This window comes from Caballeronia sp. ATUFL_F2_KS9A, assembly GCF_023630765.1.
GTDB lineage: Bacteria > Pseudomonadota > Gammaproteobacteria > Burkholderiales > Burkholderiaceae > Caballeronia > Caballeronia zhejiangensis.
In genome coordinates this window covers 83,085-107,799 of sequence record NZ_JALQEK010000001.1, presented here as the reverse complement: position 1 = coordinate 107,799, position 24,715 = coordinate 83,085, and the positions used below count along the sequence as shown (strand labels likewise).

Here is a 24,715-nt window from a genome sequence, read left to right as displayed (position 1 = left end):
GCTCCTTACTTACGCTTTTGCCACCAGAGCAGCGCCGAATCCCACAGGCGGCCGAAGATGCCCGCTTCCGGCACATCCTGCAACGCGACGAGCGGGAACTGCGCGACTTCCTTGCCATCGGCCATCATCTTGACGCTGCCGATCTGCTGGCCCTTCTTGATCGGCGCGACGATCAGATTGTCGTGCGTGACCGTCGGCTTGACCTTCTCGCCCAGGCCCTTCGGCACGGTGATGTACTGATCCGTCGTGACGCCCGCCTGCACGTTGTCGGCCGCGCCCTTGTACACGCGCGGCGAATCGATCACCTGATTCGCCTTGTACAGACGCAGCGCGTCGTACGCGGTGTAGCCGTAGTTCAGCATCTTCAGGCTGTCCTGCACGCGGTTGTGCTCTTTCGGCTCGCCCATCATCACGGCGACGAGGCGGCGGCTCGCGTCGGGCACGCCGACGAGCGAACGCTTCGCGGTCGCGATCAGGCAGTAGCCGGCGGCCTTCGTGTGGCCGGTCTTGAGGCCGTCGACGGTCGGATCGAGCCACAGCAGGCGATTGCGGTTCGGCTGCTTGATCTTGTTGTACGTGAAGTCCTTCACCGAGAAGATGCTGTAGTACTCGGGGAAGTCGCGGATCAGGCGCGTCGACAGCACGGCGAGATCGCCCGCGGTCGTGTAGTGCTGCGGATCGGGCATGCCGTTCACATCGGCGAAATTCGTGTGCGTCATGCCGATGCGCTTCGCCGCCGCGTTCATCAGCGTGACGAAGTTGCCTTCGCTGCCGCCGACGAGTTCCGCGAGCGCGATGGCCGCGTCGTTGCCCGACTGCACGATCATGCCGTACACGAGATCGTGCACGGTGACGGGCTTGTTCGCCTCGATGAACATGCGCGACTCGTCGGTGCGCACGCGGCGCACGGCCTCGCTCGGCATGACGGTCTGATCCATGTTGATCTTCTTCGACTTCAACGCATCGAAGACGAGATACGCGGTCATCAGCTTGGTGAGCGATGCCGGCTCGACGCGCTCATCGGGATTGCCCGAGGCGAGCACCTGATTGCTGGTGGCGTCGACGAGCACCCACGAACGGGCCGTCACGTCGGGCGGCGGAACCTGGGCGAAAGCGCTCGCCGCCGCCAGCACGGCGGGCAGAACGAAAACGGCTTTTGCGGAAACGGAAACGGAAGGAAAAGACAGGCCGGAAGGGACAAAGCGCATAGGATCGATCGGCGGAAAAAGCACGCTGCGACGATGACGATCGAGGATCGGATGATCGGCGAAGCACGGGTTGAACAGGCTGACCGTCGCTGTCGGTCGGGCATTTCGCCAGGACAGCGGCACGCGCGGCGCCGCGGCGAAAAGCGCTCGTTCGACAGACGGACGCAAAAACGGTTCTCAGAAGCCGGGGTTTCGACGGCCGCGATACGTCGAATGCAACGTCGCGCGGCCGGAATCCGTGAAAAAATTCTGCGCCATTATACGCGCGGGCCGCTTCCGTTTTCCTTGGAATCTGCGCGGTTGCCGCTCGTTTTAACGTTTTTCAGGCTGCGCTTAGCCGCTTTTGCCGATCGATGACGAGCGATGCGCTCAACGCCACGCGTCGACGATCACGCGCTTCAGGATATGCAGCTTGCGATGGAAGAAATGCTCGCCGCCCGGAATCACGACGACGGGCAGTTCCTGCGGCCGCGCCCAGTCGTAGACGGATTGAATCGGCACGGTGTCGTCGACTTCGCCGTGGATCACGAGCGTCGTGTCGGGCACGGGCGCGACTTCCCAGCGGCTCGCCGCCGTGCCGACGAACACCATGCGCTCGATGTCCTTGCCGGCATCACGCATGCGCTTCGCGACGTGCGACAGCACGAAGGTGCCGAACGAGAAGCCCGCGAGCACGATCGGCACGTCCGCCTGACCCGGCTGCGCGCGCATGTGATCGGTCAGCGCGAGCAGATCGTCCTGTTCGCCGATGCCGTTGTCATGCTCGCCGCCCGTCTGCCCGACGCCGCGAAAGTTCGAACGATACGTCGTGTAGCCGAGCTGGACGAACGTGCGCGCGAGCGTCTGCGCGACCTTGTTGTCCATCGTGCCGCCGAAAAGCGGATGCGGATGCGCGACGAGCGCGATGCCGCGCGGCGCGCTGTCGGTCTTGTCGAGCGCGCATTCGATCTTGCCGACCGGACCGTCGATGAGAAACTTTTCGGTTTGCGCGTTCATGCGGGTTGATCGATCAGAAGACGTTCGACGATTTTGCCGTTGGCGAGATGCGAATCGACGATCTCGTCGATGTCGGTTTCATCGACATACGTGTACCAGGTGCCTTCCGGATACACGACCACGACCGGCCCGAGTTCGCAGCGGTCGAGGCAGCCGGCCTTGTTGATCCGCACGTTGCCTTCGCCCGCGAGACCCAGTTTTTTCACGCGCTTTTTAGCGTATTCCTGCATGGCCTGCGCGTTGCAGTTCGCGCAGCTTGGACGCGCCGCATCGGCTTCGCGCTGGTTCAGGCAGAAGAACACGTGGTACTTGTAGAAGGAATCCATGAGCGGGTGCGATGAGAGTGTCGGTCGATTATAGCCAGCGATGTTCGTGCCCGCCGCATCAGGCCGAGCGCCCCGCCTTGCGCGCGCGCCGCCGCGCGAGCCACGCGCGCTCCGCCGCCGAAGCGAGCCAGCCGAGCGCCGCGTACGGCCACACCCACGCGAGCCAGTGCGCAAGCCCGTTGAAATGCAGATAGCGGCCCTGCCGCCAGTCGGCGAGCACGATGTCGAAATACGGATTCACCGGCAGCAGATTGATGAGCGCGAGCGAGATCACGAGCGCCCCGCCCGCGAGCGCCGCGCGCAAGCCGCGCGGCAACGCGACCGACAGCACGCCCGCGATCGTCGCGATGGCGATGCCTTCCAGCGCGCCGTCCGTCGCCCAGTCGAAGGTCAGGCCCGCGCGCGACTGCAGAAAGCTTGCGCCCGCTTTCGCGAAGATCGTCATCGCGATCAGGCCGAGCATCAGCCGGATGCGTGGCGCGCGCTGCCGCGTGAGCAGCGTCGCGAGCACGAGCGCGGCGAACAGGCTCGTCGATGTGATCAGCGCTTCCCAGGCGTCGTCCGGCAGAAGCGCGCCGAGCCGGTCCGGCCAGCTTTCGATGTCCCACGCGGCGGGCGTCCACGCGAGAATCGCGTCCTGCATCGCCGGGTCGAGCTCGTCCCACAGCACGCGCGGAAGATCGCCGCCGCCGAAGAGATACGGCGCGGGGAACATCGCCGCGAACGGCCAGAGCGCCGTCAGCCCGAGCACATACGCCGCGTCGCGCTCGAACCACGTAAAGCGGATGCGCCGCAACAGGCCGCGATCGAGAAGCGCGCTCGTCGCGGGCGCGATCAGCATGCCGCCGACGAGCGCGCCGAACGCGTTCGCGGCGAGATCGAGGTTCGAGGCGACGCGCGTCGGCAGATACGTCTGGATCGCTTCCATCGCGCCGGAGAGCAGCGCGCCGCCGATGAGCGCCGCGCCGACCGCGAATGTGCCGCGCAGACGCGGATAGAGCGCGAGCACGATCAGCGCGCCGAGCGGCATGTAGCCGAGCACGTTGGTCACGACATCGAAAACGGTCAGATATTGCGGCAGCGGATCGGTGAGATACGCCAACGGGCTCAATCCGAGCGAGCGCCAGCCGGAAAACGGATAAAGCGAACCGTAGACGACGAGCGCCGCATACGCCGCGAGCGCCTGCCGGGAGAACGCCGACGGGCGACGCTGCCATTGCTTGATCGTCATGAGCCGCCCGGACGCTTCGATGCTGGGCGGAAGATCATCGTGACGCGGAGAGCGGCTGCGCGGCGAGCCACGCGGAAAGTTGCGCGATCACATCGTCCGATGCAGCCGCGAGCGCCCGCGCGCCGCCGGGGGCATCGGCGCTCGGCGCGGGCGCGCTCGCGGCGAAGCTGCGCTGTCCGACGACGCGGCCTTGCTGCGTGAGCGTCGCGCGCACCGACACGAGGCCGCGGCTTTGCTCGGGCGCATCGAAGACCTGTTCGAAGCTCGTCAGCTCGACTTCGAGCAGCGGCACGGCGCGCACCGGATCGGCGCCCGACAGAACCGGGCCGCGCGCCGCGAGCGCATCGCGCAGGCGTTGCGTCAGCAACTGCGCGGGCGGCATCGTCCAGTGGCTGTTCGAATAGTTGCCGGTGCGCTGTGCATCGACATAGCTCAGCCGATACGCGAACGAATCGGTTTCGAGACTGCGCGGCGCGCCCACCGCGAGCACTTTGACCGGCGGCATCGGCGCGGCGTTGGCGCTTGCGTTGGCAGCCGGTATCGCGCCGAGGTCGTAATGCGCGTTCGGCATCGCGGTCGACGTCGATCCGCAACCTGCGAGCAACGCGGCGCAGCCGAGCGCGAACGCCGCGACCGCTCCTTTCATGTCGATGTCCGTCATATCTTTTCCCCGATCAATGCGCCGCTTTCGCCGGCCACGCGAAGCCCGGCTCGCCCGGTCCCGGCTCCTTCTGCGGCGCGCCGAAGAGCACGCTGCGCGGATTGGTGCTGAACGCGTCGGCGGCGCGATCGACGGAACGCGCCGCCGCGCTCACGTCGTCGCTGAACGAATAGAAGCGCGGCAACGCCTCGAAACCGACGCGCGCCGTGATGAAACGCAGCGATTCGTTCATGTCCGCGAGCGCCGCGCCCGCGTCTTCGGCGGCCTTGCCCGCCTTGTTCAAGTTGGACACGAGCGGGCCGTCCGGACGATTCAGGTTCTGCACGAGCTGATGCGTCGAGGCGAGCGTCGTGTTGATCTGCCTGAGCGTCTGCGGCAACTGCGCCGTCGCGGGCTGCACCTGGCTCGCGAGCGTCGCGATGCCGTCGGCGGCGGTTTGCAGGCTCTTCGTCGTCGCCATGAGCTGATTGCGCACGTCGTCGGAGAGGAACTTGTCGGCGTCGTCGGAAAGGCGCTCGAACTTCTTCAGGATGATGTCGCCGCGCTGCTGCAACTGCTCGAAGAGACCGGGACGCATCGGCACTTCGGCGACGTGCTGCGGCGACGAAGCCAGCGCGGCCGTATCGGTGCCGGTGTCGTCGAGCTGCACGAACGCGATGCCCGTCACGCCCTGAAAGCCGAGCGTCGCGTACGTGGAATGCGTCATCGGCGCGTTCTTGTCGACGACAATGCGAATGCGGATCTGCCCCGGATGCGACTTGTCGAAGCTGATCGACTGCACCTTGCCGACGCCCAGGCCGCGATAGCGCACGGCCGCGTCCGTGAAGAGGCCGGTCACGTTGGTGCGCGCGATCAGATCGTACGGCACGCGCACGGTGCGATCGACGTTGAAGAAGAACACGGCGAACGCGATGGCCAGCACGAGCACGATCGTGAAAAGCCCGGTCCAGAACGCGTGTGATTTGTTTTCCATCGGCAGGTTCCTTTGGCGCTCGCTTCGCGCTTACTTGTTCACGGCGATCGGCGCATCTTCGAGCGCGGCCGGCGGCAGCTTCGCGCGGCGCTCGGACGGCAATGCCTGCAACGCGCGGCGGCCGCGTCGCCCCAGAAAGTACTCGCGGATGAACGGATGATCCACCGCGCACGCCTCTTCCACCGGCGCCGCGACGAGCACGCGATGATCCGCCAGCACCGCGACGCGCGTGGACAGCGCGACCATGGTGTCGAGATCGTGCGTGACCATCACGACCGTCAGACCGAGCGCGCGATGCAGCGTCGCGATCAGATCGACGAATTCGTCCGATGCCTTCGGATCGAGACCGGCCGTGGGTTCGTCGAGGAACAGCAGTTCGGGCTCGAGCGCGATCGCCCGCGCGATGCCGACGCGCTTCACCATTCCGCCCGACAACGCGGACGGCATCTTGCTCGCGTGCTTGCACGACAGGCCGACCATTTCGAGCTTCAGCATCACGAATTCGCGGATCAGGTCCTCGGGAATCTTGCCGAGTTCGCAAAACGGCTGCGCGATGTTGTCATATACCGTCAGCGACGAAAACAGCGCGCCTTGCTGAAACATCATGCCGGAGCGCGTGCGCAGCATCTTCGCGGTTTCGTCGTCCATTTGCGCCCATTCCTCGCCGAGCACGCGAATGGTGCCCGATGTCGGCGACTCGAGGCCGAGAATCTGCCGCACGAGCGTGGTCTTGCCCGAGCCCGAACCGCCGAGCAACGCGACGATCTCGCCGCGCCGCACATCCAGATTCAGATGCTCGTGAATCACCGTGCGCCCGTAGCGCTTGGTGAGATCGCGCACTTCGATCACCGGTTCCGCGATGACGGGCGGCGGCTGATGACGAACGGCGGTGGCGAGCGTGGTCGACATGGCGGTCAGAGTCCGACGTTCTGGAACAGGATCGCGAAGACGGCGTCCGCGAGAATCACGATGGTGATCGACGTCACCACGGACGTCGTCGTGCCTTCGCCGAGACTCTGCGAATTCGCCTTGATGCGAAAGCCGAAGTGACACGCGGCGAGCGCGATCAGCATGCCGAACACGACGCCCTTGCCGAGCCCGATCCACAGATTCGCGATCGGCACGACCGACGGCAGCGAGCGAATGAAGAAGTTCATGTCGATGGACAGCACGAGCTTCGCCGCGAGCGCGCCGCCCGTCAGCGCGATGATGTTGGTCCACATGACGAGCAGCGGCATTGCGATGCCGAGCGCGATCACGCGCGGCAGCACGAGGCGCAGGCTATGCGGAATGCCCATGACCTGCATCGCGTCGAGTTCTTCGGTGACGCGCATCACGCCGATCTGCGCGGTGATCGCCGAACCCGAGCGGCCCGCGACGAGAATCGCGGAAAGCACCGGCCCGAGCTCGCGGATCACGGAAAGCCCGAGAATATTGACGATGTACTGGTTCGCCCCGAACGCCTGCAACTGCTGCGCGGACAAGTAGCTCAACACGATGCCGATCAGGAACGCGACGAGCGCGGTGATCGCGAGCGCCTGCGCGCCGGCGCTGTAGATGTTCGCGGAGATTTCCGTCCACGGAATGCGCTGCGGGCGCCGCACCAGCCCGATGAGATCGAGCACGAAGGCGCCGAACATCGCGAGGCCGCCGTACAGGTGATCGAAGAAACCGAAGATGAGCTGGCCGAGCCGCGTGACCGGATCGACGCGATCGACGGCTTCGGGTTCCTCGCGTTCGGCGTCGAGCAGCGCGACGCGCTCGAAGATTTCGCGCTGCGTGTCGGACAGCGCGATGGTCGCGGGCATCTTGCGTCCCCACACGCGCCAGAGCGCCTGGCCGCCGACGTGATCGAGCCGCTCGACGGAAAGCAGATCCCACTGGCTGATCGCCTCGCGCCCGATGGCGCGCAGACGCCGCGTGACGCCGCTCTTCGCGCGATCGCGAGCGAGCGCGAGCGCGGTCCACTGGCCCGATAGCCGGACCACCTTGCCCTGCAGACCGGCTTCCACTCTTAGGCGCGGCGGCGTGTCGAAGTCCAAGGATCGATGGCGCGATGAGACGCGGTTAAAGGGGAGAGGACATTGTAGCGAAGAGTGTCGGGGGGACGCGGGGATGGTGGCAGGCGGGTTTCGGCTGGAAGGCGCAAGGATCGGAATTTCCGTGTTGCGGTGCACTTGAGTCGCTGACCTATCATGGTTTCGACAACTCTGGTGCAACCGCAATGGACAAACGACTCGATCCGCTTATCTCCGAATTCGATTCGCTCGAAGAGGCTGAACTGCACGACGCCTGGTTCCGCGCGGAGGTAGAAGCGTCACTTGCGGACCCGGAGCCGTCGATTCCCAACGATCAAGTATTCGCGGAAATGGATGCGCTCGTGGCGGCCAAGCGAAAGGCACGGAATGCTCGTTGATTGGCGGCCGCGCGCACGGAGACAACTCAGGGAAATCTACGAATACATTGAAGAGCGCGATCCGCAAGCGGCCGACAATCTACTTTCGATGAACAGGGAAGCAGTCCGGACGTTAGCGGATGTTCCATACATCTATCGTCACGGAAGGGTCTCGAATACCAGAGAGATGGTGGTTCATCCGAATTACCTGGTGGTTTACCGTGCGACGGACCGCGTCACCGTACTGGACTCGCTGCATGCACGGCGGCGGTATCCGAGCGACAAGACGCGCTGAAGCGGAGTTTCACGGGCTTCCAACACGCATCCCACGGCTACAATACCCGCCATGACCCCCTCTCCTATCGCTCCCTTCGCCCCCGACGCGCCTTGGCGCATCGACCGCTCGCGGCTTGCGACGCTTGCCGAGCGGCCCGCTCGCGACTGGACCATCGACATCGTCGACGAAACGGGCTCCACCAACGCCGACGTTTTGGAGCAGTTGCGCGCCTCGCGACGCGACGGCACGCCTGCACCCGTCGTCCGCGTCGCGTACTCGCAATCCGCCGGTCGCGGGCGGCGCGGGCGCGCGTGGCTCGCCGAACCGGGCAATGCGCTGCTGATGTCGGTCGGCTGCGTGCTGCGGCGGCCGATCGAAGGGCTGTCGGGTCTGAGTCTCGCCATCGGCACCGCCGTCCTCGATGCGCTCGCGCGTCTGCCGCTCACGCCATCCGCGCGTCCTGCGCTGAAATGGCCGAACGACGTCCTGCTCGACGACGGCAAGCTCGCCGGGATTCTCATCGAAACCGCGTGGAACACGCCTGACGCGACCGCGGTCGTGATCGGCATCGGCATGAATCTGCACGGCGCGGAACAACTCGCCGCGCAGGTCGACGAAGCCAACCGGCTCGCCGCGCAATCCGCGCCCGGCGCCGCGCCGGCAGCGCTCGCGCGGGCATGGCCCGACGCCAATCTCACCGACACTCTCGCCGCGCTCCTCAACGCGCTCGACGCAGCGCTGCCGCGCTTCGAAGCCGAGGGCTTCAGGCCGTTCCGCCAGCGCTGGCTCGACGCGCACGCGTGGGCCGGACGTGAAGTCGCGCTGATCGACCAGGGCATGGAAGTGACGCGCGGCATCGCATCGGGCGTCGACGAGGGCGGCCAGTTGCTGATCGACGCGCCCGAAGGCCCGCGCGCCGTCACGACCGGCGAACTCACGCTGCGCCTTGCGAAGGAACGTCCGTGAACGCGTCGGGAACCGAGGCGCCGTATCTGCTCATCGATGCGGGTAACAGCCGCATCAAATGGTCGCTCGTCGATGAAGCCGGCGCGTCGCTCGCGAACGGCGCATTCGAGCACGCGCATCACTCGACCGTCGCCGACGACGCCGCGCTCGACGATTGGTCCGAACTTCCCGCGCCGGCGAGCGCGTGGATTTCGAACGTCGCTGGCATGCCGGTACAGAACCGCATCCAGCGCCTGCTCGACGCGCGCTGGCCGACGCTGCCGCGCACCGTCGTCCGCGCGCGCGCCGAGCAGTGCGGCGTGATCAACACCTATGCCGATCCGGCCCGACTCGGCAGCGACCGCTGGGCCGGCATGATCGCAGCGCGCGCGGCGTATCCGGGCGAGCATCTGCTGGTCGCGACCTTCGGCACGGCGACGACGCTCGAAGCACTGCGCGCCGACGGCGTGTTCACCGGCGGCCTCATCGCGCCCGGCTGGTCGCTGATGATGGAATCGCTCGGCAGCCATACGGCGCAATTGCCCACGCTCGACGCGGCATCGGCGCGTGAGGCGCTGAGTCAGACGCGCAGTCTTTTCGCCACCGACACCGCCGCCGCGCTATCCGCCGGATGCCTGCTCGCGCAGGCGAGCCTGATTGAGCGTGCGTGGCGCGACCTCAAGGCCGACTGGCGCGCCGACGTCCGGCTCGTGCTGGGCGGCGGCGCGGCAAATGAAATCGCGGGCGCGCTCGACGTGCCGCACACCCGACACGATTCCCTCGTGCTGTCCGGCCTCGCGCTCATCGCGCGCGACGCGACGGCGCGCCACTCATCCTGACTTTTCTGATTTGATTGACGGACGGAGCCCAAGAATGCTGCGCTGGCTGATCGCCCTTCTGATTCTCGCCAACTTGCTGATGTTCGCGGTCATGCGCGGCATGTTCGGCCCGCTTCCCGCGGCCGGCGTGCGCGAACCGCATCACTTATTGCAGCAGGTCCATCCCGAGGCGCTCGCGACGCGCCCGCTGAGTCTCGAAGAAGCGTTCGATCAGCCGCGCGTCGGCGGACCGGCGCCTGCCGCCAACGTGCAGACCGCGCCGCTCGGGCAGTGACCGCGCGCGTGCGAATCAGCTCTGCGCGCGGACTTTCTTGAGGAGCGCGGTCGTCGATCGATCGTGCTCGAACGCGATGGCGAGCGCCTTGCCGCCCCAGCCGCGCACGAGTGCCGATTCGGCCAGCTTGTCCATGTCGTAGTCGCCGCCCTTCACGAGCACGTCGGGGTGCACGGCTTCGATCAATTGCAGCGGCGTCGTTTCCTCGAACTTCACGACCCAGTCGACGCTCTCCAGCGCGGCGAGCAGCGCCATGCGGTCATCTTCCCGATTGATCGGGCGATCGTCGCCCTTGCCTAGCGTGCGTACCGACGCATCGCTGTTCACGCCGACGATGAGCGTCGCGCCGAGCGCTTTCGCATCAGCGAGATAGGTCACGTGGCCGCGATGAAGGATGTCGAAGACGCCGTTGGTGAAAACGACGGGACCGGCGAGCGTCGGACGGCGCGCGGCGAGCGCTTCGCGCGTGATGATCTTGCGTTCGAAAATAGCGGGCATGACGGCGCTCGTTGCGATGTGCTGAAAGCGCGCATTGTGCCACGGCGCTTCGCACGGGAAAAATGCAAAACGGCTCGCCGGTGCTGACCGGCGAGCCGTCCGTTCATCGAAGCCGAAACTCAGGCCGGCTGTTCAGCCCCGCCGCCCGGCGCGGCCTGCAGGCGCTGCGTCACTTCCTTGCGATAGCGATTCAGTTCCTGCGCGGTCACGAACGAACGCTCGAACAGAATCGACAGGTTGTGCAGAATGCGCTCGACGACCTTCTTCTCCCAACTGTCGTCGAAGCGGATCTGGTCGTCCAGCCAGCGCTCGAGCCATTCGGGATCGGGCAAACGCGACTGCACGGTGTCGCGCGGGAAGAGCGCCTGATTCACATGCAGGTTGGTCGGATGCAGCGGCTTTTCCGTACGGCGCGCGGACGCCATGAGCACGCCGATCTTCGCGAACGCCGCACGCGCGGTGTCGCCGGCGTTGACGAGCGCCTTCTTCATGTAACGCAGATACGCGCCGCCGTGACGGGCTTCGTCGCGCGAAATGGTTTCATAAATGTGCTTGATGACGGGTTCCGTGTGCCACTCGGCCGCGCGGCGATACCAGTGATTCAGGCGGATTTCGCCGCAGAAATGCAGCATCAGCGTTTCGAGCGGCGGCGCCGGATCGAACTCGAAGCGCACCGCGTGCAGCTCTTCTTCGCTCGGCACCATGTCGGGCTTGAAGCGCCGCAGATACTCCATCAGCACCAGCGAATGCTTCTGCTCCTCGAAAAACCACACGCTCATGAACGCGGAGAAATCGCTGTCGTGGTGGTTGTCACGCAGGAACATTTCGGTTGCGGGAAGAGCGGACCATTCGGTGATCGCGTTCATCTTGATGGTTTTGGCCTGCTCGTCGGTGAGCAGGGAAGCATCGAATTTGTCCCAGGGAATGTCCTTCTCCATATCCCAGCGGACGGATTCCAGCGATTTATAAAGTTCCGGATAAAGCATGGTGTTCATAGTCCACCCCTGATGCCACTTATGCGACGTTATATCTGTATTGACTTTCGGCCGGAACGTGCAGACATGCCTTGCACGCGAGCAGCCAAGCTTTCAATTTTACGCGGGATTCGGTCGGCCGAAGACGAAATGCGACGACGAAGCGCGACATTCGGCGCTGCGGCAACGCGTCGCGTCCCGCGTAAACACTGCACTCCCCGTGCAAATGTTGCTGTTGTGCGTCTTGTTCTACCGTGGGTGAGGAGCGAAACCTGTGCCTGAAGTATGTTCAAGTGGCGCCGAACTGCCGCCGGAACCGCGCCGGCCGCGCAGTATGACGTGCGCGCATGACAACGATGCGATGCGCGCTTGATGCGGATTTCCGCGCCAATGCCCGACGTTTCGGGCGTCGTCGATCATAGCACGGTGGATTGACGCCAATCCGCGACGGTCTCATCGATCGGGGTCAACCCCGCGATGTGATGCACGCCGTCGTCGAACTTACGGCGCAGCGCCGGGCTGCTGCCGCCAACCCAGATGCGGACGTGCGGCGGCAGCAGGTTGCGCAGGTCGGTCAGCCCGTTCGAAATGGACTGCGCCGGCAGCACCGCCGTGAACGACAGCGCGACGATATCGATCTTGTGCACCGACACGGCATCGACGATATCGTGCAGCGGCGTCTGCAATCCCAGTTGCACGCATTCGCACTCGGATAGCGTGAACATCGCCTCGGCCATCAGGATGCCGAGGCCGTGACCTTCGCCGGAAAGCGTCGTGAGCAGCACGCGCGGACGGCCGTTGCGCCCGCGCACGGCATCCGAGAGCGGACGTATCAGCGTGCGCAGCGTCGACTGGATCGCCTCGCTGAACAGATGTTCGTGATAGACCTGCAACGTGCCCGCCGCCCACGCATTGCCGATGCGTGCCGACAGCGGCGCCGCGACATCCAGCACGAAGCGTTCGAGGCCGTCGCGCGTTGCGCGCTTCAGCAGGCCGAAGCGGAAATCGTCATAAGCGCCCGCGCGCAGCAGTGAGATCAGATGGTCGAGCTCGGCGTCCGGCGCGTCCTGGCCGACGCCCGAGCTTTCGGCCAGTTGCTGCAGCGCATCGATCGATTGCCCGAGCACTTTGCTCGGCCGATGTCCCGCGTCGAGCAATCGCTTCACGAGCCGCAGCTTCGTCACCTGTTCCTGCGGATACAGCCGCTCCCCGCCGGAAGTGCGCATCGGCTGCGGAAATCCATACCGGCGCTCCCAGACACGCAAAGTGTCCTTCGTCAGACCAATCTCCTGAGCGATCGCGCCGATGCCTATGCCGGTCGCGCCCGCCGTTGTGGCGCTTGGCGGCACGGGTTCCGGACGCTCGGGGCCATCGGAGATCGAATCCGAATCGAAATCTTGTTCTGATGAGTTTGTCATGGACAGATCGGTTCGAACGAAATATCGCATTCGATGCAGATTGCGTGCCCAACGCCGATAGATGGACAAAGATTCCGCACCGTCAAGCTTTCATCATAGACAAAATCGAAATGTGCGTCGGTGCTGAGATGCGTTTCGGCTACGGAAATGTGCGCGTCGAGGGGAATTGGCGAGCGCGGCGGCGCTATGCGCGCCGCCGGTCGTAGTGAGGGAAGTGAGCGCGCCGGAACGCGCGTAGTCAGCCGGGTTTCTTGCGCGGCGCCGTCTTGCGCGCGGCCGCCTTCTTCGCGGCCGCCGCGTCGGGCCTTTCATCGGCGTCGTTGGCGGGCTGCTCCGCGGCGCTCTCACCAGCGGCGGCCGGCTGCGCGCCCGCGGCGCCCATCGGGTTGAGCGGGCCGCTCATGCCGGGCTGAATCATCGCGAGATGCGCAAGCTGATTGAACTGCGATTGCAGCACGTTCCACCAGCCGGTCGGATCGAAGCCGGGCGGCGGCGCTGAAGTCTGCCCCGAAGCGTCTTCGCCTTCAGCCGATGCCTCGCTCGCGGGCGCGGCGCCCGACGCTTCCTGCTTCGGGGCATCGCTCTTCGCCGCGCCGCCCATCGGCCATCCGGCTGACGCGGCCTTCGCATTCTCCGCCGCCGCGGTGTGCGCGCTCTCGACGGACGTCTGAGCGAACGCGCCGAACGCGCGCAGCGTCGCGAGCGTCGCGCGCTGCACTTCGAGCGCCTGAATCGCCGATTGCAGCATGTTGAGATTGAGCTTCAGCCAGTGCTCGACGGCGCGCATGTCGGTCACGCGCTTGTCGAGTTCTTCGATGTTGGTGAGCGGAGCGAGCATGTCGGACATCATCGAGAGGGAGGGGCCCATGCCCTGCCCGCCGCCGGGCATCGCGGCGGCGAACGGATTCAGGCGCATCAGTTCCCACATCTTGCCCATCATGTCGGCCTGGCCGAATCCGGGAAAACCGGGAATCGTGTAGGGCGGTGTGCCGCCGGCGTTATCGGTCATTCGACTCTCCTTGTTTTCGTGTGAGGTTCGCGCGGTTCAGAACGGCGCGCCGCCCGGGAAATCCGGCGCGCGCCGTTCGCGCAGCGAGCGCATGCCTTCGTGCACGTCCGGCCCCGCGAAGCCCATGAATTCGAGCGCGAGCGACGTATCGAAAGTCGGCCCCGCCGAGCGCAGCCAGTTGTTGAGCGCGTACTTGGTCCAGCGAATCGCGGTCTGCGAACCTTGCGCCAGACGGTTCGCCACTTCGATTGCCTTCGGCATGAGTTCGTTCTCGTCGACGGCGAGCGACACCAGCCCGATGCGTTCCGCCTCCTCGCCGCTCACCGGCTCGCACAGCAGCAGATAGTACTTGGCCTTCGCCATGCCGCACAGCAGCGGCCAGACGATCGCCGCGTGATCGCCCGCCGCGACGCCGAGCCGCGTATGCCCATCGATGATGCGCGCCGACTTCGACGCGATCGAAATATCGGCGAGCAAGCCCGCGACCAGCCCCGCGCCGACCGCCGGACCGTGCATCGCGGAGACGATCGGCTTGCCGCAGTTGATCACGTTATAGACGAGATCGCGCGCCTCGCGCCACACCCGCGCGCGCACGTCGAAATCGTTCGCCATCTCTTCGACGAGCCCGAGATCGCCGCCCGCCGAAAAGCCCTTGCCTTCGCCGCGAATGAGCGCGACGCGCGTGTCCGGATCGCGATCGATGTCGCGCCAGATATCCGCGAGCTCGCGATGCATGTTGGCGTCGGCGGTGGACAGGCCGCTCTTGTTCGCGCCCGCGCCGGGCATGACGACTTCGAGCACGCCATGCGGATGGCGGCGCAGTTCGAGCGACTTATAGCCCGAATACATGGATAGATCGCTCATGGTCTCGTCGATTGAAGGTTAGCGCGGCTGATAGACCCACTTGCCGTCGCGGATCTCGACCATCACGCGCGCGCGCTGATCGAGGCCGATGTGATCGTTGGGCGACATGTTGACCTGCCCGTTGGTGTCGGACAAATTCTTCGTGCCTTCGAGCGCATCGCGCAGCGCGGCGCGAAACGCCGGCGTGCCGGGCGCGCCCGCTTTCATCGCGATAGGCACCGCGCGATTGAGCAGCATGCCCGCGTCCCACGCATACGAGCCGAACGCCGACACGGTGCCCGCGCCCTGCTTCGCCTCGTACAGTTTGATGTATTCGAGTGCGAGCCGCTTGGCCGGATGGTCGTCGGGCAACTGCGCGGCGACGAGCACCGGGCTCGCGGGCAGGAACGTGCCGTTGCAATCCGCGCCGCACACGCGCAGGAAGTCGCGGTTGCCGACGCCGTGATTGTGATAGACCTTGCCTTTGAAGCCGCGCTGCGCGAGCGTTTTCGGCGGCAGCGCGGCGGGCGTGCCGGCCGCGCCGACGACCACCGCATCGGGCTTGGCCGCGAGAATCTTCAGGATCTGCCCGGTCACGCTCGGATCGGTGCGATTGAAGCGTTCATTCGCGACCACTTCGATCTTGTGCAGCTGCGCGAACTTCGCGACTTCGGCGTAGAAGGTCTCGCCGAGCGCGTCCGCCTGGCCGATGTACGCAAGCGTCTTCACGCCATGATTGCTCGCATGCGCGATGATCGCGGAGGCCATCATCGCGTCGGTTTGCGGCGTCTTGAAGACCCAGCGGCGCTTGTCGTCGACAGGCTCGATGATCTTCGCCGACGACGCCAGCGAGATCATCGGCGTTTGGCCTTGCGCGACGACATCGATCATCGCGAGCGAGTTCGGCGTGATCGACGAACCGATGATCGCATCGACCTGATCCTCGCTGATGAGCTTCTTCGTGCTTTGCACGGCCTGCGTGGTGTCGGAGGCGTCGTCGAGCACGATGTAGTCGACGGGCTTGCCACCCATTTCCTTCGGCAAGAGCGCGACGGTATCGCGCGCGGGAATGCCGAGCGACGCGGCCGGCCCCGTAAGCGACAGCACGAGACCGATCTTCACGTGCTGCGCCGTCTGCGCGAATGCCGCCGTTGCCACCGTCGCGGCGGCGAGCGCGAATGCCGCGCCCGTCAGAAATTTCCACTTGCCTGCCGCCATCGAAGTCTCCTTTTTTTGATCGTTCTTGTGCTGCCCGAAGAGCAGCCCGGCAAAGTGTAAGGCGAGGCTTGGGCGCGCCGCATCGGGCGAAACCCGTTCAATGCTCCGGTTGCACGACCGCCTGATCGATTGCGCCGAAGATCGACTTGCCTTCTTCGTCGAACATTTCGATCTTCACGCTGTCGCCGAATTTCATGAACTCTGTCTGCGGCGCGCCGTGCTCGATCGTCTCCAGACAGCGCTTCTCGGCGATGCAGCAGTAGCCGCGCTTCGTGTCCTTGTTCGAGATCGTGCCCGAGCCGACGATCGAGCCCGCGCGCAGATTGCGCGTCTTCGCCGCGTGCGCGATGAGCTGGCCGAAGTGGAAGACCATGTCGGTGCCGCAGTCCGGCTGACCGACTTTCCTGCCGTTCCAGTGCACGATCATCGGGCGATGCACGCGCCCTTCGCGCCACGCGTCGCCGAGTTCGTCGGGCGTCACGGCAACCGGCGAGAACGCGGTCGCGGGCTTGCTCTGGAAAAAGCCGAAGCCCTTCGCAAGTTCGGCGGGAATGAGATTGCGCAGCGAGACGTCGTTGACGAGCATCAGCAGGCGCACGCTGCGAAGCGCTTCGTCGGGCATCGCGGCCATGTGTACGTCGGACGTGATGACGGCGACTTCCGCTTCGAAGTCGATGCCATACGATTCCGTCGCGCACACGATGTCGTCCGTCGGGCCGATGAAGTCGTCGCTGCCGCCTTGATACATCAGCGGATCGGTCCAGAATTCGGGCGGCATTTCCGCTTTGCGCGCCTTTCGCACGAGCTCGACGTGATTCACGTACGAGGAGCCGTCCGCCCACTGGAACGCGCGCGGCAACGGCGCCATGCAGGCTTTCGGATCGAACGAAAAGCTGTTGCGCGCGCGGCCGGCGTTCAGCGCTTCGTAGACTTCCATGAGTTGCGGCGCGTAAAAGGTCCAGTCGTCGAGCGCGCGTTGCAGCGTCGAGACGATTCCATCGGCGATTGCGGCCGTGCGCAGGTCGCGCGAGACGACGATCAGCTGGCCGTCGCGCGTGCCGTCCTTCAAGGTTGCAAGTTTCATGGAGCAGTGCCGGGTGAGCGTGGTGACGCGGGTGACGTTAAAGGAAATGTATTTTACGATGGTGAATCCGCCGCCGGCACTCGGCCGAACGGCATAGGCCTTTTCGCACATGCAATCCACCTCTCTCACCGACGACGAAGACACCAGCGACGCCGCCGAAGAAAAAACGCGCTCCGGCATTCAGTCGATCGAAGTCGGCTTCCGGCTGCTCGACGTCCTCACCAACGAGCCGCGCGCGATGATGCTGCGCGATCTCGCCCAACGCGCGGGCATGAGCCCGGCAAAGGCGCATCGCTATCTGGTGAGTTTTTTGCGGCTCGGCGTCGCATCGCAGGATCCGGTTTCCGGGCGCTACGAACTCGGCGGTTTCGCGTTGCAAATGGGCCTCGCGCGGCTTGCGCGCGTCGATGGCGTGCGGCTGGCGCGCATCGCGCTCGCGGAACTGCGCGACCGGCTGGATCAGACGGTCGGCATCGCGGTGTGGGGCAATCAGGGGCCGACCGTCGTGCACTGGATGGAATCGAGCCATCCGGCGAAGGCATCGCTCAAGCTGGGCGACGTGATGCCGCTGCTTTCATCCGCGACGGGTCTGCTTTTCGCCGCGTATCTGCCGCACAGCAAGACGCAGCCGATCCTTGATCGCGAGCTCGCCGCAATGAAGCAGACGATGGCCGATGTCGAGCCGCTTCTCGCCGAAGTGCGCGAGCACGGCGCGGCGCGCGTCGAAGGCATGCTGCTGCCGACGATCCACGCGTTCTGCACGCCGGTCTTCGATTCGACGGGCGAACTCGCGCTCGGTCTCATCGCGCTCGGGCACGAAGGCACGTTCGACACGCGCTGGGGCGGCGAAATCGACTCTGCCTTGCGCGAGTGCGCGCGCGGCCTGTCGTACGAATTGGGGCACAAGGCGAGCGAGCGCTGAAAATGTCCGTCGAAGGGGCCAGGAACATCGTTTCCCTCGCGCATGTCTTATGCCTTTCGCCCGATCGTCCGTAACACGCGCTTTTCACGCTTTCCACGATGTCACTGTTTCAATTCCGCCGTCCTCGCCCCGCGTCCGGCGAGCCGCCCGATGCCGCTATCGAATCCGCCGCGCCCCGCCGCTGGGGACGCTGGGTGCTGGCCGTGCTCGTCGTTGCGGGCCTGCATCTGAGCGCGATGCGGTGGATCGAGCACAACCGTCAGCCGGCGAACGCGCCGCCCGAAACGCCGCCCGTGCAGGTGGAATTGCTGACGCCCAAGCCGATCGCGCCGCCCGCGCCGACGCCGCCCGCGCCGCCGAAACCGGCCGCGTCTCCGGAACCCGTCGCGCCTCCGAAGCCCGCCGCGCCTGCGCCGAAGCCTTCGCCCGCTCCGGTGCTGAGCGCTGCGACGCCAGAGCCCGACGCGCCCGCAGCCGCTTCCGCTCCCGCGCAAATGCCGCAGGCTCAAGCGCCGTCGCCCGCTTCGCAGACCGCGCCGCAACCCAGCGCCGCATCCGGCGACAAGTTCAGCGTCCCGCCCACGGGCGATTTACGTTACGACACGCTCGTGAACGGCATGATGAATCAGACCGGCACGATCCACTGGAGCAACGACGGCCAGCATTACGAAATGATCGTCTCGATCCCGCTGCCTTTCGTCGGTCCGTATGTGTATTCGAGCAAAGGCCATATCGACGGCTTCGGCATCGCGCCGGAACAGTATTCGGAACAGCGCGGCCGCCGTGCCGCCGATATCGCCATCTTCAATCGCGAAACGAAGCAGATCGTCTACACGAAAACGCCGCAAAGCCAGCCGCTCGCGGACGGCGCGCAGGACCGCTTCAGCGTCGTCATGCAGTTGGCGAGCCTCGTGCGCGGCGCGCCGGACAAGTACAAGCCGGGCGTCACGCGGCAATTCAGCGTCGCGGATAACGACAGCAACGAAATCTGGCCGATAGAAACCGTCGGCGACGAAACCGTGGAGGCGCGCGGCGGCTTTACGACGGCGCGCCACTTCACGCGCCTGCCGCGCAAGGAAGGCGACCGCCGCAAGCTCGATATCTGGCTCGCGCCGTCGATCGGCTGGCTGCCCGTGCGGATTCTGCAAACCGAGCCGAACGGAATGCAAATCGAACTGCTCTGGGCAGGCAAGCTCGCCGCGCCGCCGGCGGCGGCACAGGATGTCACCTCGGGCACGCAAGCTGCGTCTGATGAATCCGCGCCCGCCATGCCGAGCACGCCCGCCGCGGACAAACCGTAACGGGGCCGTCACACTCCGTCATGTCAGGCACGAGCGCATTCTTTACGGAGCCGATATGCAGTTGACGATCAATCGCATCGATACACGCTATGTTCTCGACAACGAAGGCGGCGGTCCCTGGCTCGTCTTCATCCATCAGCTCGCCGGCGATCTTTCGATCTGGGATCAGATGGCCGGCTACTTCCGCGACGACTTCACCGTGTTGCGCTACGACCTGCGCGGACACGGCGAAACGACCGTGTCGCCGGATTCGTTCACGATCGACGATCTCGCCGACGATCTCGCGCAACTGCTCGACAAACTCGGCGCGCCTTCGGCACATGTGGTCGGGCTGTCGATAGGCGGCATGGTCGCGCAGAAACTCGCGATCAACCATGCCGACAAAGTGGATTCGCTGACGGTCGTGGGCGCGCCCGCCTTTATTCCCGAGGACGCGCGTCCGACATTCGCGCAACGTGCAGCATCCGTGCGCGAACACGGGACAGCGAGTATCGTGGAAGCCACGCTCGAACGCTGGCTCACGCCGGAGTTCCGCAAGGCGCACCCTGAAGTGACCGAGCCGATCGCGGACACGATCGCGCGCACGCCCGTCGAGGGTTTCGCGCGCGCGGCGGAGGCGATCAGCCGTTTCGATGCGCGAGACAAACTGGCTTCCGTGAAGCAGCGCACGCTCGTCGTCGCGGGTGAAAAGGATGTTGGCACGCCGCATGCTGCTTCAAAGGTTGTCGCAGACACGGTGCCGGGCGCACGCTTCGAATTACTTAACGCCGCGCACCTTACACCGGTGGAGGAATCGCAGCGCTTCTCCGCTTTATTGGGGAACTTCTTGCGCGGTTCGAGTTGATTCTTCCTGTTTTTGTTGCAAAAGAAAGCCTCGATACAACCGGCATCACGTCGAGGCCACCCCTTGAATTCCAACCCAATCGCTCCAACTACGATTCAGGATTGCCACGGAGCAAACAAGGAATAAGGAGTGTCGCCATGCAAATGATCTACAACAGCCCCAACTATTGCGTCGTCGAATTTCCGCCGCAAGACAACCACCTCGCCATGAAGGCGGGCGGCTACGAGATCGTCGACAAGAACACGCAGCGGGAGATCTTCATCGACGGCGCGCTCGCGGCGAAGTTTCGCGAGCACGTGCAACAGTTGATCGCTGAAGAGCCGTCGCTCGAGGATGTCGATGAATTCCTCGGCCAGTTCGATATCTTGATGAATCAACCCGTCGTGCTTCACTGATGCATGCACGCGCGCGTGCGGCGCCATGCCGCTCGCGCCCGCCGCCGCCCGGACCAGCGGCACAGGCGACACTCGCCACTTCCCAAAGACCCCGCCCGCGCCAGGCGGGGTTCTTTTTTTGCCCGCCCGGAATCGCGCACGCGCCCGCCCATCGGGAGCGACCGTTGCGCGCTGCGGCTACAATGTCAGGCTATTTCACATTTGGTGCAGGCCTCGTCCGTCATGACCCAGAACGCCATTCCGAAAGCCCCCGCGCGCGCCTATACGCGCGGCGCCGCGCTGCCCGCGCTGCTGCAAAAGCGCATCCTGATTCTCGACGGCGCGATGGGCACGATGATCCAGCGCTACAAGCTCGACGAAGCCGCGTATCGCGGCGAGCGCTTCAAGGACTACGGCCGCGACATCAAGGGCAATAACGAACTGCTGTCGATCACGCAGCCGCAGGTGATCCGCGAGATTCACGAGCAGTATCTGGCTGCGGGCGCGGACATCCTCGAAACGAACACGTTCGGCGCGACGCGTGTCGCCCAGGCCGATTACGGCATGGAAGACCTCGCCGCCGAGATGAACATCGAGTCGGCGAAGCTTGCGCGCGAAGCCTGCGACAAATACTCGACGCCCGACAAGCCGCGTTTCGTCGCGGGCGCGATCGGACCGACGCCGAAGACCGCGAGCATTTCGCCCGACGTGAACGATCCGGGCGCGCGCAACGTGACCTTCGACGAACTGCGCGACGCGTACTACGAGCAGGCGAAGGCGCTGCTCGATGCGGGCTGCGATCTGTTCCTCGTCGAAACGATCTTCGACACGCTCAATGCAAAGGCCGCGCTGTTCGCGCTCGATCAACTGTTCGAGGACACCGGCGAACTCGTGCCGATCATGATCTCCGGCACCGTCACCGATGCATCGGGCCGCATTCTCTCCGGGCAAACGGTCGAGGCGTTCTGGAACTCGCTGCGTCACGCGAAGCCGCTCACGTTCGGCCTGAACTGCGCGCTCGGCGCGGCGCTGATGCGTCCGTACATCGCCGAGCTGGCGAAGCTGTGCGATACCTACGTGTCCTGCTACCCGAACGCGGGCCTGCCGAATCCGATGAGCGACACCGGCTTCGACGAGACGCCGGACGTAACGTCCGGATTGCTGAAGGAATTCGCGTCCGCCGGGCTCGTCAACGTCGCGGGCGGCTGCTGCGGCACGACGCCGGAGCACATCGCGGAAATCGCGAAGGCGCTCGCCGAAGTGAAGCCGCGCGCTTTCCCCTCGCAATACCGCGACGCCGCCTGAATCAGAGAAGAGAACAAGACATGACCGATCACACGATGCGTCTTTCCGGCCTCGAGCCGTTCAACGTCACCGACGGCTCGCTTTTCATCAACGTCGGCGAGCGCACGAACGTGACCGGCTCGAAGGCGTTCGCGCGCATGATCCTGAACGGCCAGTTCGACGAAGCGCTCGCCGTCGCGCGCCAGCAGGTCGAGAACGGCGCGCAGGTCATCGACATCAACATGGACGAAGCGATGCTCGATTCGAAAGCCGCGATGGTGCGCTTCCTGAATCTGATCGCGTCGGAGCCGGATATCGCGCGCGTGCCGATCATGATCGACTCGTCGAAGTGGGACGTGATCGAAGCGGGCCTGAAATGCGTGCAAGGCAAGGCGATCGTCAATTCGATCTCGCTGAAGGAAGGCAAGGAGCAGTTCGTTCATCACGCGAAGCTGATTCGCCGCTACGGCGCGGCATCGGTGGTGATGGCCTTCGACGAGCAAGGCCAGGCCGACACGTTTCAGCGCAAGACGGAAATCTGCAAACGCTCTTACGACATTCTCGTGAACGAAGTCGGCTTCGAGCCCGAAGACATCATCTTCGATCCGAACATCTTCGCAATCGCGACGGGCATCGAAGAGCACAACAACTACGCGGTCGATTTCATCGAAGCGACGCGCTGGATCAAGCAGAACCTGCCGCACGCGAAAGTGAGCGGCGGCGTGTCGAACGTGTCGTTCTCGTTTCGCGGCAACGATCCGGTGCGCGAGGCGATCCATACCGTGTTTCTGTATCACGCGATTCAGGCTGGCATGGACATGGGCATCGTCAACGCGGGCCAGCTCGGCGTGTATGCCGATCTCGACGCCGAGTTGCGCGAGCGCGTGGAAGACGTCGTGCTGAATCGTCGTGAGGACGGCACCGACCGTCTGCTCGAAATCGCGGACAAGTTCAAGACCGGCGCCGCGAAGAAGGAAGAAAACCTCGAATGGCGCAATCAGCCGGTCGAGGCGCGTCTGTCGCATGCGCTCGTGCACGGCATCACGAACTTCATCGTCGAAGATACGGAAGAAGTGCGGCAGAAGATCGACAAGGCCGGCGGTCGTCCGATCAACGTGATCGAAGGCCCGCTGATGGACGGCATGAACATCGTCGGCGACCTGTTCGGCGCGGGCAAGATGTTCCTGCCGCAAGTCGTGAAGTCGGCGCGCGTGATGAAGCAGGCGGTCGCGCATCTGATCCCGTTCATCGAAGAAGAGAAGAAGCGTCTCGCCGATGCCGGCGCGGACGTGCGGCCGAAGGGCAAGATCGTCATCGCGACCGTGAAGGGCGATGTGCACGACATCGGCAAGAACATCGTGTCGGTCGTGCTCCAGTGCAACAACTTCGAAGTGGTCAACATGGGCGTGATGGTGCCCTGCGCGACCATCCTGCAGAAGGCGAAGGAAGAAGGCGCGGACATCATCGGGCTGTCGGGACTGATCACGCCGAGCCTCGAAGAGATGGCTTATGTCGCGTCCGAAATGCAGCGCGACGAATACTTCCGCGGCAAGCAGACGCCGCTGCTCATCGGCGGCGCGACGACTTCGCGCGTGCATACCGCCGTGAAGATCGCGCCGCATTACGAAGGGCCGGTCGTGTACGTGCCGGATGCGTCGCGTTCGGTGTCGGTGGCGTCGAGCCTGTTGTCGGACGAAGGCGCGGCGAAGTATCTCGACGAACTCAAGAGCGACTACGAGCGCATCCGCACGCAGCACGCGAACCGCAAAGCGCAGCCGATGGTCACGTACGACGAAGCGCGCGCCAACAAGACGAAGATCGACTGGAGCGCCTACGCGCCGAAGAAGCCGAGCTTCATCGGGCGGCGCGTGTTCAAGAACTACGACCTCGCGGAACTGGCGAATTACATCGACTGGGGTCCGTTTTTTCAGACGTGGGATCTCGCCGGTCCCTATCCCGCGATTCTCAATGACGAGATCGTCGGCGAGTCGGCGCGGCGCGTGTTCTCCGACGGCAAATCGATGCTCTCGCGCCTCATTCAGGGCCGCTGGCTGACGGCGAACGGCGTCATCACGCTTTTGCCCGCCAACACCGTGAACGACGACGACATCGAGATCTACACGGACGAATCGCGCTCGCAAGTGGCGATGACGTGGCGCAATCTGCGTCAACAAAGCGTGCGTCCGGTCGTCGATGGCGTGATGCGCCCGAACCGGTCGCTCGCCGATTTCGTCGCGCCGAAGGATTCGGGCGTGAAGGACTACATCGGCATGTTCGCGGTGACGGCGGGCATCGGCGTCGATAAAAAGGAACAACAGTTCGAAGCCGATCACGACGACTACAGCGCGATCATGCTGAAGGCGCTCGCCGACCGTTTCGCGGAAGCCTTCGCCGAAGCGCTTCATGCGCGCGTGCGCCGCGAATTGTGGGGCTACGCCGCGAACGAGACGCTCGACAACGATGCGCTGATCGCGGAGAAGTACGTCGGCATTCGTCCGGCGCCGGGTTATCCGGCGTGCCCGGATCACCTCGTCAAGCGCGACATGTTCGAAGTGCTTCAGGCGAACGAGATCGGCATGAGCGTGACCGAATCGCTCGCGATGCTGCCGGCCGCGAGCGTCTCGGGCTTCTATATCGCGCATCCGGACAGCACGTACTTTTCGGTGGGCAAGATCGGCGACGATCAGCTCGCGAGCTACGCCGAACGCATGGCGATCTCGACCTCCGACGCGGAACGCGCGCTCGCGCCGTTGCGCTAAGGCATCGTGAAAACGACATATCGCGCAACTGATAGCCGGAATATGCACGGAACAGGCGGGAA

General features: G+C 64.8%; 27 protein-coding genes. 12 read left to right on the top strand and 15 right to left on the bottom strand.

The features are described from left to right. Positions 1 to 5: 5 nt before the first annotated feature. Positions 6 to 1,208: a D-alanyl-D-alanine carboxypeptidase family protein gene (locus NCS67_RS00535; protein ID WP_033536586.1), complete on the bottom strand. Its 1,203-nt coding sequence runs from the start codon at positions 1,206 to 1,208 to the stop codon at positions 6 to 8. 33 nt (positions 1,209 to 1,241) lie between these two features. On the opposite strand from NCS67_RS00535, the gene NCS67_RS00530 reads away from it, so the two are divergent. Next, positions 1,242 to 1,565: a hypothetical protein gene (locus NCS67_RS00530; protein ID WP_144403732.1), complete on the top strand. Its 324-nt coding sequence runs from the start codon at positions 1,242 to 1,244 to the stop codon at positions 1,563 to 1,565. A 12-nt stretch (positions 1,566 to 1,577) separates the two neighbouring features. Here NCS67_RS00530 and NCS67_RS00525 read toward each other — a convergent pair whose 3' ends face one another. The 7 genes from NCS67_RS00525 to NCS67_RS00495 are packed head-to-tail and all read right to left on the bottom strand — an operon-like array spanning position 1,578 to position 7,437. Beyond that, positions 1,578 to 2,204: an alpha/beta hydrolase gene (locus NCS67_RS00525; protein WP_175979748.1), complete on the bottom strand. Its 627-nt coding sequence runs from the start codon at positions 2,202 to 2,204 to the stop codon at positions 1,578 to 1,580. Further along, positions 2,201 to 2,530 (bottom strand): (2Fe-2S) ferredoxin domain-containing protein, encoded by a 330-nt coding sequence (locus tag NCS67_RS00520; RefSeq protein WP_008351817.1) that lies wholly within the window; start codon positions 2,528 to 2,530, stop codon positions 2,201 to 2,203. The genes NCS67_RS00525 and NCS67_RS00520 overlap by 4 nt, the downstream gene beginning before the upstream one ends. A 58-nt stretch (positions 2,531 to 2,588) precedes the next feature. Beyond that, entirely contained in the window at positions 2,589 to 3,761 is a 1,173-nt protein-coding gene (locus NCS67_RS00515; protein ID WP_008351818.1) for a VanZ family protein, read from the bottom strand. Between the two features lie 34 nt (positions 3,762 to 3,795). After that, entirely contained in the window at positions 3,796 to 4,422 is a 627-nt protein-coding gene (locus NCS67_RS00510; protein WP_008351820.1) for an ABC-type transport auxiliary lipoprotein family protein, read from the bottom strand. Positions 4,423 to 4,435: 13 nt separating this feature from the next. Next, the gene (locus tag NCS67_RS00505) at positions 4,436 to 5,395 is read right to left on the bottom strand and encodes an MlaD family protein (protein WP_175979746.1); all 960 of its coding nucleotides are present in this window, start codon (positions 5,393 to 5,395) and stop codon (positions 4,436 to 4,438) included. Between the two features lie 30 nt (positions 5,396 to 5,425). Next, positions 5,426 to 6,304, bottom strand: coding sequence for an ABC transporter ATP-binding protein (locus NCS67_RS00500; RefSeq protein WP_250433548.1), 879 nt, complete (start codon positions 6,302 to 6,304; stop codon positions 5,426 to 5,428). A 5-nt stretch (positions 6,305 to 6,309) separates the two neighbouring features. Then, positions 6,310 to 7,437, bottom strand: a complete 1,128-nt coding sequence (locus tag NCS67_RS00495) for an MlaE family ABC transporter permease (protein ID WP_008351824.1) — start codon at positions 7,435 to 7,437, stop codon at positions 6,310 to 6,312. A 182-nt stretch (positions 7,438 to 7,619) separates the two neighbouring features. On the opposite strand from NCS67_RS00495, the gene relB reads away from it, so the two are divergent. The 5 genes from relB to NCS67_RS00470 are packed head-to-tail and all read left to right on the top strand — an operon-like array spanning position 7,620 to position 10,125. Beyond that, positions 7,620 to 7,811, top strand: coding sequence for a type II toxin-antitoxin system RelB family antitoxin (relB, locus tag NCS67_RS00490; protein WP_250433546.1), 192 nt, complete (start codon positions 7,620 to 7,622; stop codon positions 7,809 to 7,811). Next, positions 7,768 to 8,085, top strand: coding sequence for a type II toxin-antitoxin system RelE/ParE family toxin (locus NCS67_RS00485; RefSeq protein ID WP_309779193.1), 318 nt, complete (start codon positions 7,768 to 7,770; stop codon positions 8,083 to 8,085). The genes relB and NCS67_RS00485 overlap by 44 nt, the downstream gene beginning before the upstream one ends. Positions 8,086 to 8,136: 51 nt before the next feature. Then, on the top strand, positions 8,137 to 9,033 hold the full coding sequence (locus tag NCS67_RS00480; RefSeq protein ID WP_034470465.1) for a biotin--[acetyl-CoA-carboxylase] ligase: 897 nt from the start codon (positions 8,137 to 8,139) through the stop codon (positions 9,031 to 9,033). Then, positions 9,030 to 9,851, top strand: a complete 822-nt coding sequence (locus NCS67_RS00475; RefSeq protein WP_008351830.1) for a type III pantothenate kinase — start codon at positions 9,030 to 9,032, stop codon at positions 9,849 to 9,851. Before NCS67_RS00480 ends, NCS67_RS00475 begins: the two co-directional genes overlap by 4 nt. A 34-nt stretch (positions 9,852 to 9,885) precedes the next feature. Beyond that, positions 9,886 to 10,125, top strand: a complete 240-nt coding sequence (locus NCS67_RS00470) for a hypothetical protein (protein ID WP_250433544.1) — start codon at positions 9,886 to 9,888, stop codon at positions 10,123 to 10,125. Positions 10,126 to 10,140: 15 nt separating this feature from the next. Here NCS67_RS00470 and rfaE2 read toward each other — a convergent pair whose 3' ends face one another. The 7 genes from rfaE2 to NCS67_RS00435 form a co-directional block, all read right to left on the bottom strand. Next, positions 10,141 to 10,623: a D-glycero-beta-D-manno-heptose 1-phosphate adenylyltransferase gene (rfaE2, locus tag NCS67_RS00465; RefSeq protein ID WP_034470462.1), complete on the bottom strand. Its 483-nt coding sequence runs from the start codon at positions 10,621 to 10,623 to the stop codon at positions 10,141 to 10,143. A gap of 119 nt (positions 10,624 to 10,742) precedes the next feature. Then, entirely contained in the window at positions 10,743 to 11,618 is an 876-nt protein-coding gene (locus NCS67_RS00460; protein ID WP_033536551.1) for a ferritin family protein, read from the bottom strand. A gap of 395 nt (positions 11,619 to 12,013) precedes the next feature. Next, complete coding sequence (locus tag NCS67_RS00455) at positions 12,014 to 13,015, bottom strand: MerR family transcriptional regulator (RefSeq protein ID WP_144403733.1); 1,002 nt, start codon at positions 13,013 to 13,015, stop codon at positions 12,014 to 12,016. A 238-nt stretch (positions 13,016 to 13,253) separates the two neighbouring features. Next, positions 13,254 to 14,024 (bottom strand): PhaM family polyhydroxyalkanoate granule multifunctional regulatory protein, encoded by a 771-nt coding sequence (locus NCS67_RS00450; RefSeq protein ID WP_250433542.1) that lies wholly within the window; start codon positions 14,022 to 14,024, stop codon positions 13,254 to 13,256. A 36-nt stretch (positions 14,025 to 14,060) separates the two neighbouring features. Then, a complete protein-coding gene (locus tag NCS67_RS00445; protein ID WP_008351843.1) occupies positions 14,061 to 14,888 on the bottom strand; it encodes an enoyl-CoA hydratase/isomerase family protein in 828 nt (275 codons plus the stop codon). An 18-nt stretch (positions 14,889 to 14,906) separates the two neighbouring features. Further along, positions 14,907 to 16,085 (bottom strand): ABC transporter substrate-binding protein, encoded by a 1,179-nt coding sequence (locus NCS67_RS00440; protein WP_250433541.1) that lies wholly within the window; start codon positions 16,083 to 16,085, stop codon positions 14,907 to 14,909. A 97-nt stretch (positions 16,086 to 16,182) separates the two neighbouring features. Further along, positions 16,183 to 17,169 carry a fumarylacetoacetate hydrolase family protein gene (locus NCS67_RS00435; RefSeq protein ID WP_175979741.1) on the bottom strand — a complete coding sequence of 329 codons (987 nt, stop codon included), beginning with the start codon at positions 17,167 to 17,169 and terminating at the stop codon, positions 16,183 to 16,185. 109 nt (positions 17,170 to 17,278) lie between these two features. Here NCS67_RS00435 and NCS67_RS00430 point away from each other — a divergent pair, with 109 nt between their 5' ends. The 6 genes from NCS67_RS00430 (at position 17,279) to metH (ending at position 24,653) form a co-directional block, all read left to right on the top strand. Then, complete coding sequence (locus NCS67_RS00430) at positions 17,279 to 18,091, top strand: IclR family transcriptional regulator (protein ID WP_175979740.1); 813 nt, start codon at positions 17,279 to 17,281, stop codon at positions 18,089 to 18,091. A gap of 98 nt (positions 18,092 to 18,189) precedes the next feature. Then, positions 18,190 to 19,392: a DUF3108 domain-containing protein gene (locus NCS67_RS00425; RefSeq protein ID WP_250433537.1), complete on the top strand. Its 1,203-nt coding sequence runs from the start codon at positions 18,190 to 18,192 to the stop codon at positions 19,390 to 19,392. A gap of 55 nt (positions 19,393 to 19,447) precedes the next feature. Beyond that, complete coding sequence (locus NCS67_RS00420) at positions 19,448 to 20,236, top strand: alpha/beta fold hydrolase (protein WP_250433535.1); 789 nt, start codon at positions 19,448 to 19,450, stop codon at positions 20,234 to 20,236. A gap of 137 nt (positions 20,237 to 20,373) precedes the next feature. Next, positions 20,374 to 20,631 (top strand): BTH_I0359 family protein, encoded by a 258-nt coding sequence (locus tag NCS67_RS00415; RefSeq protein WP_008351849.1) that lies wholly within the window; start codon positions 20,374 to 20,376, stop codon positions 20,629 to 20,631. Positions 20,632 to 20,853: 222 nt separating this feature from the next. Beyond that, positions 20,854 to 21,915: a homocysteine S-methyltransferase family protein gene (locus NCS67_RS00410; protein WP_008351850.1), complete on the top strand. Its 1,062-nt coding sequence runs from the start codon at positions 20,854 to 20,856 to the stop codon at positions 21,913 to 21,915. Beyond that, a complete protein-coding gene (gene metH, locus NCS67_RS00405; RefSeq protein ID WP_284504033.1) occupies positions 21,912 to 24,653 on the top strand; it encodes a methionine synthase in 2,742 nt (913 codons plus the stop codon). Before NCS67_RS00410 ends, metH begins: the two co-directional genes overlap by 4 nt. Positions 24,654 to 24,715 lie beyond the last annotated feature (62 nt).

What these genes read in the sequence shown, in the direction of transcription:
- relB (WP_250433546.1), top strand. Translation starts at nt 7,620, where the DNA reads ATGGACAAACGACTCGATCCGCTTATCTCCGAATTCGATTCGCTCGAA.
- NCS67_RS00535 (WP_033536586.1), bottom strand. Translation starts at nt 1,208, where the DNA reads ATGCGCTTTGTCCCTTCCGGCCTGTCTTTTCCTTCCGTTTCCGTTTCC.
- NCS67_RS00525 (WP_175979748.1), bottom strand. Translation starts at nt 2,204, where the DNA reads ATGAACGCGCAAACCGAAAAGTTTCTCATCGACGGTCCGGTCGGCAAG.
- NCS67_RS00480 (WP_034470465.1), top strand. Translation starts at nt 8,137, where the DNA reads ATGACCCCCTCTCCTATCGCTCCCTTCGCCCCCGACGCGCCTTGGCGC.
- NCS67_RS00430 (WP_175979740.1), top strand. Translation starts at nt 17,279, where the DNA reads ATGCAATCCACCTCTCTCACCGACGACGAAGACACCAGCGACGCCGCC.
- NCS67_RS00440 (WP_250433541.1), bottom strand. Translation starts at nt 16,085, where the DNA reads ATGGCGGCAGGCAAGTGGAAATTTCTGACGGGCGCGGCATTCGCGCTC.
- NCS67_RS00410 (WP_008351850.1), top strand. Translation starts at nt 20,854, where the DNA reads ATGACCCAGAACGCCATTCCGAAAGCCCCCGCGCGCGCCTATACGCGC.
- NCS67_RS00455 (WP_144403733.1), bottom strand. Translation starts at nt 13,015, where the DNA reads ATGACAAACTCATCAGAACAAGATTTCGATTCGGATTCGATCTCCGAT.
- NCS67_RS00515 (WP_008351818.1), bottom strand. Translation starts at nt 3,761, where the DNA reads ATGACGATCAAGCAATGGCAGCGTCGCCCGTCGGCGTTCTCCCGGCAG.
- NCS67_RS00445 (WP_008351843.1), bottom strand. Translation starts at nt 14,888, where the DNA reads ATGAGCGATCTATCCATGTATTCGGGCTATAAGTCGCTCGAACTGCGC.
- NCS67_RS00520 (WP_008351817.1), bottom strand. Translation starts at nt 2,530, where the DNA reads ATGGATTCCTTCTACAAGTACCACGTGTTCTTCTGCCTGAACCAGCGC.
- NCS67_RS00485 (WP_309779193.1), top strand. Translation starts at nt 7,768, where the DNA reads ATGCGCTCGTGGCGGCCAAGCGAAAGGCACGGAATGCTCGTTGATTGG.
- NCS67_RS00460 (WP_033536551.1), bottom strand. Translation starts at nt 11,618, where the DNA reads ATGAACACCATGCTTTATCCGGAACTTTATAAATCGCTGGAATCCGTC.
- NCS67_RS00420 (WP_250433535.1), top strand. Translation starts at nt 19,448, where the DNA reads ATGCAGTTGACGATCAATCGCATCGATACACGCTATGTTCTCGACAAC.
- rfaE2 (WP_034470462.1), bottom strand. Translation starts at nt 10,623, where the DNA reads ATGCCCGCTATTTTCGAACGCAAGATCATCACGCGCGAAGCGCTCGCC.
- NCS67_RS00510 (WP_008351820.1), bottom strand. Translation starts at nt 4,422, where the DNA reads ATGACGGACATCGACATGAAAGGAGCGGTCGCGGCGTTCGCGCTCGGC.
- NCS67_RS00435 (WP_175979741.1), bottom strand. Translation starts at nt 17,169, where the DNA reads ATGAAACTTGCAACCTTGAAGGACGGCACGCGCGACGGCCAGCTGATC.
- NCS67_RS00415 (WP_008351849.1), top strand. Translation starts at nt 20,374, where the DNA reads ATGCAAATGATCTACAACAGCCCCAACTATTGCGTCGTCGAATTTCCG.
- NCS67_RS00470 (WP_250433544.1), top strand. Translation starts at nt 9,886, where the DNA reads ATGCTGCGCTGGCTGATCGCCCTTCTGATTCTCGCCAACTTGCTGATG.
- NCS67_RS00450 (WP_250433542.1), bottom strand. Translation starts at nt 14,024, where the DNA reads ATGACCGATAACGCCGGCGGCACACCGCCCTACACGATTCCCGGTTTT.
- NCS67_RS00425 (WP_250433537.1), top strand. Translation starts at nt 18,190, where the DNA reads ATGTCACTGTTTCAATTCCGCCGTCCTCGCCCCGCGTCCGGCGAGCCG.
- NCS67_RS00500 (WP_250433548.1), bottom strand. Translation starts at nt 6,304, where the DNA reads ATGTCGACCACGCTCGCCACCGCCGTTCGTCATCAGCCGCCGCCCGTC.
- NCS67_RS00505 (WP_175979746.1), bottom strand. Translation starts at nt 5,395, where the DNA reads ATGGAAAACAAATCACACGCGTTCTGGACCGGGCTTTTCACGATCGTG.
- NCS67_RS00530 (WP_144403732.1), top strand. Translation starts at nt 1,242, where the DNA reads ATGACGATCGAGGATCGGATGATCGGCGAAGCACGGGTTGAACAGGCT.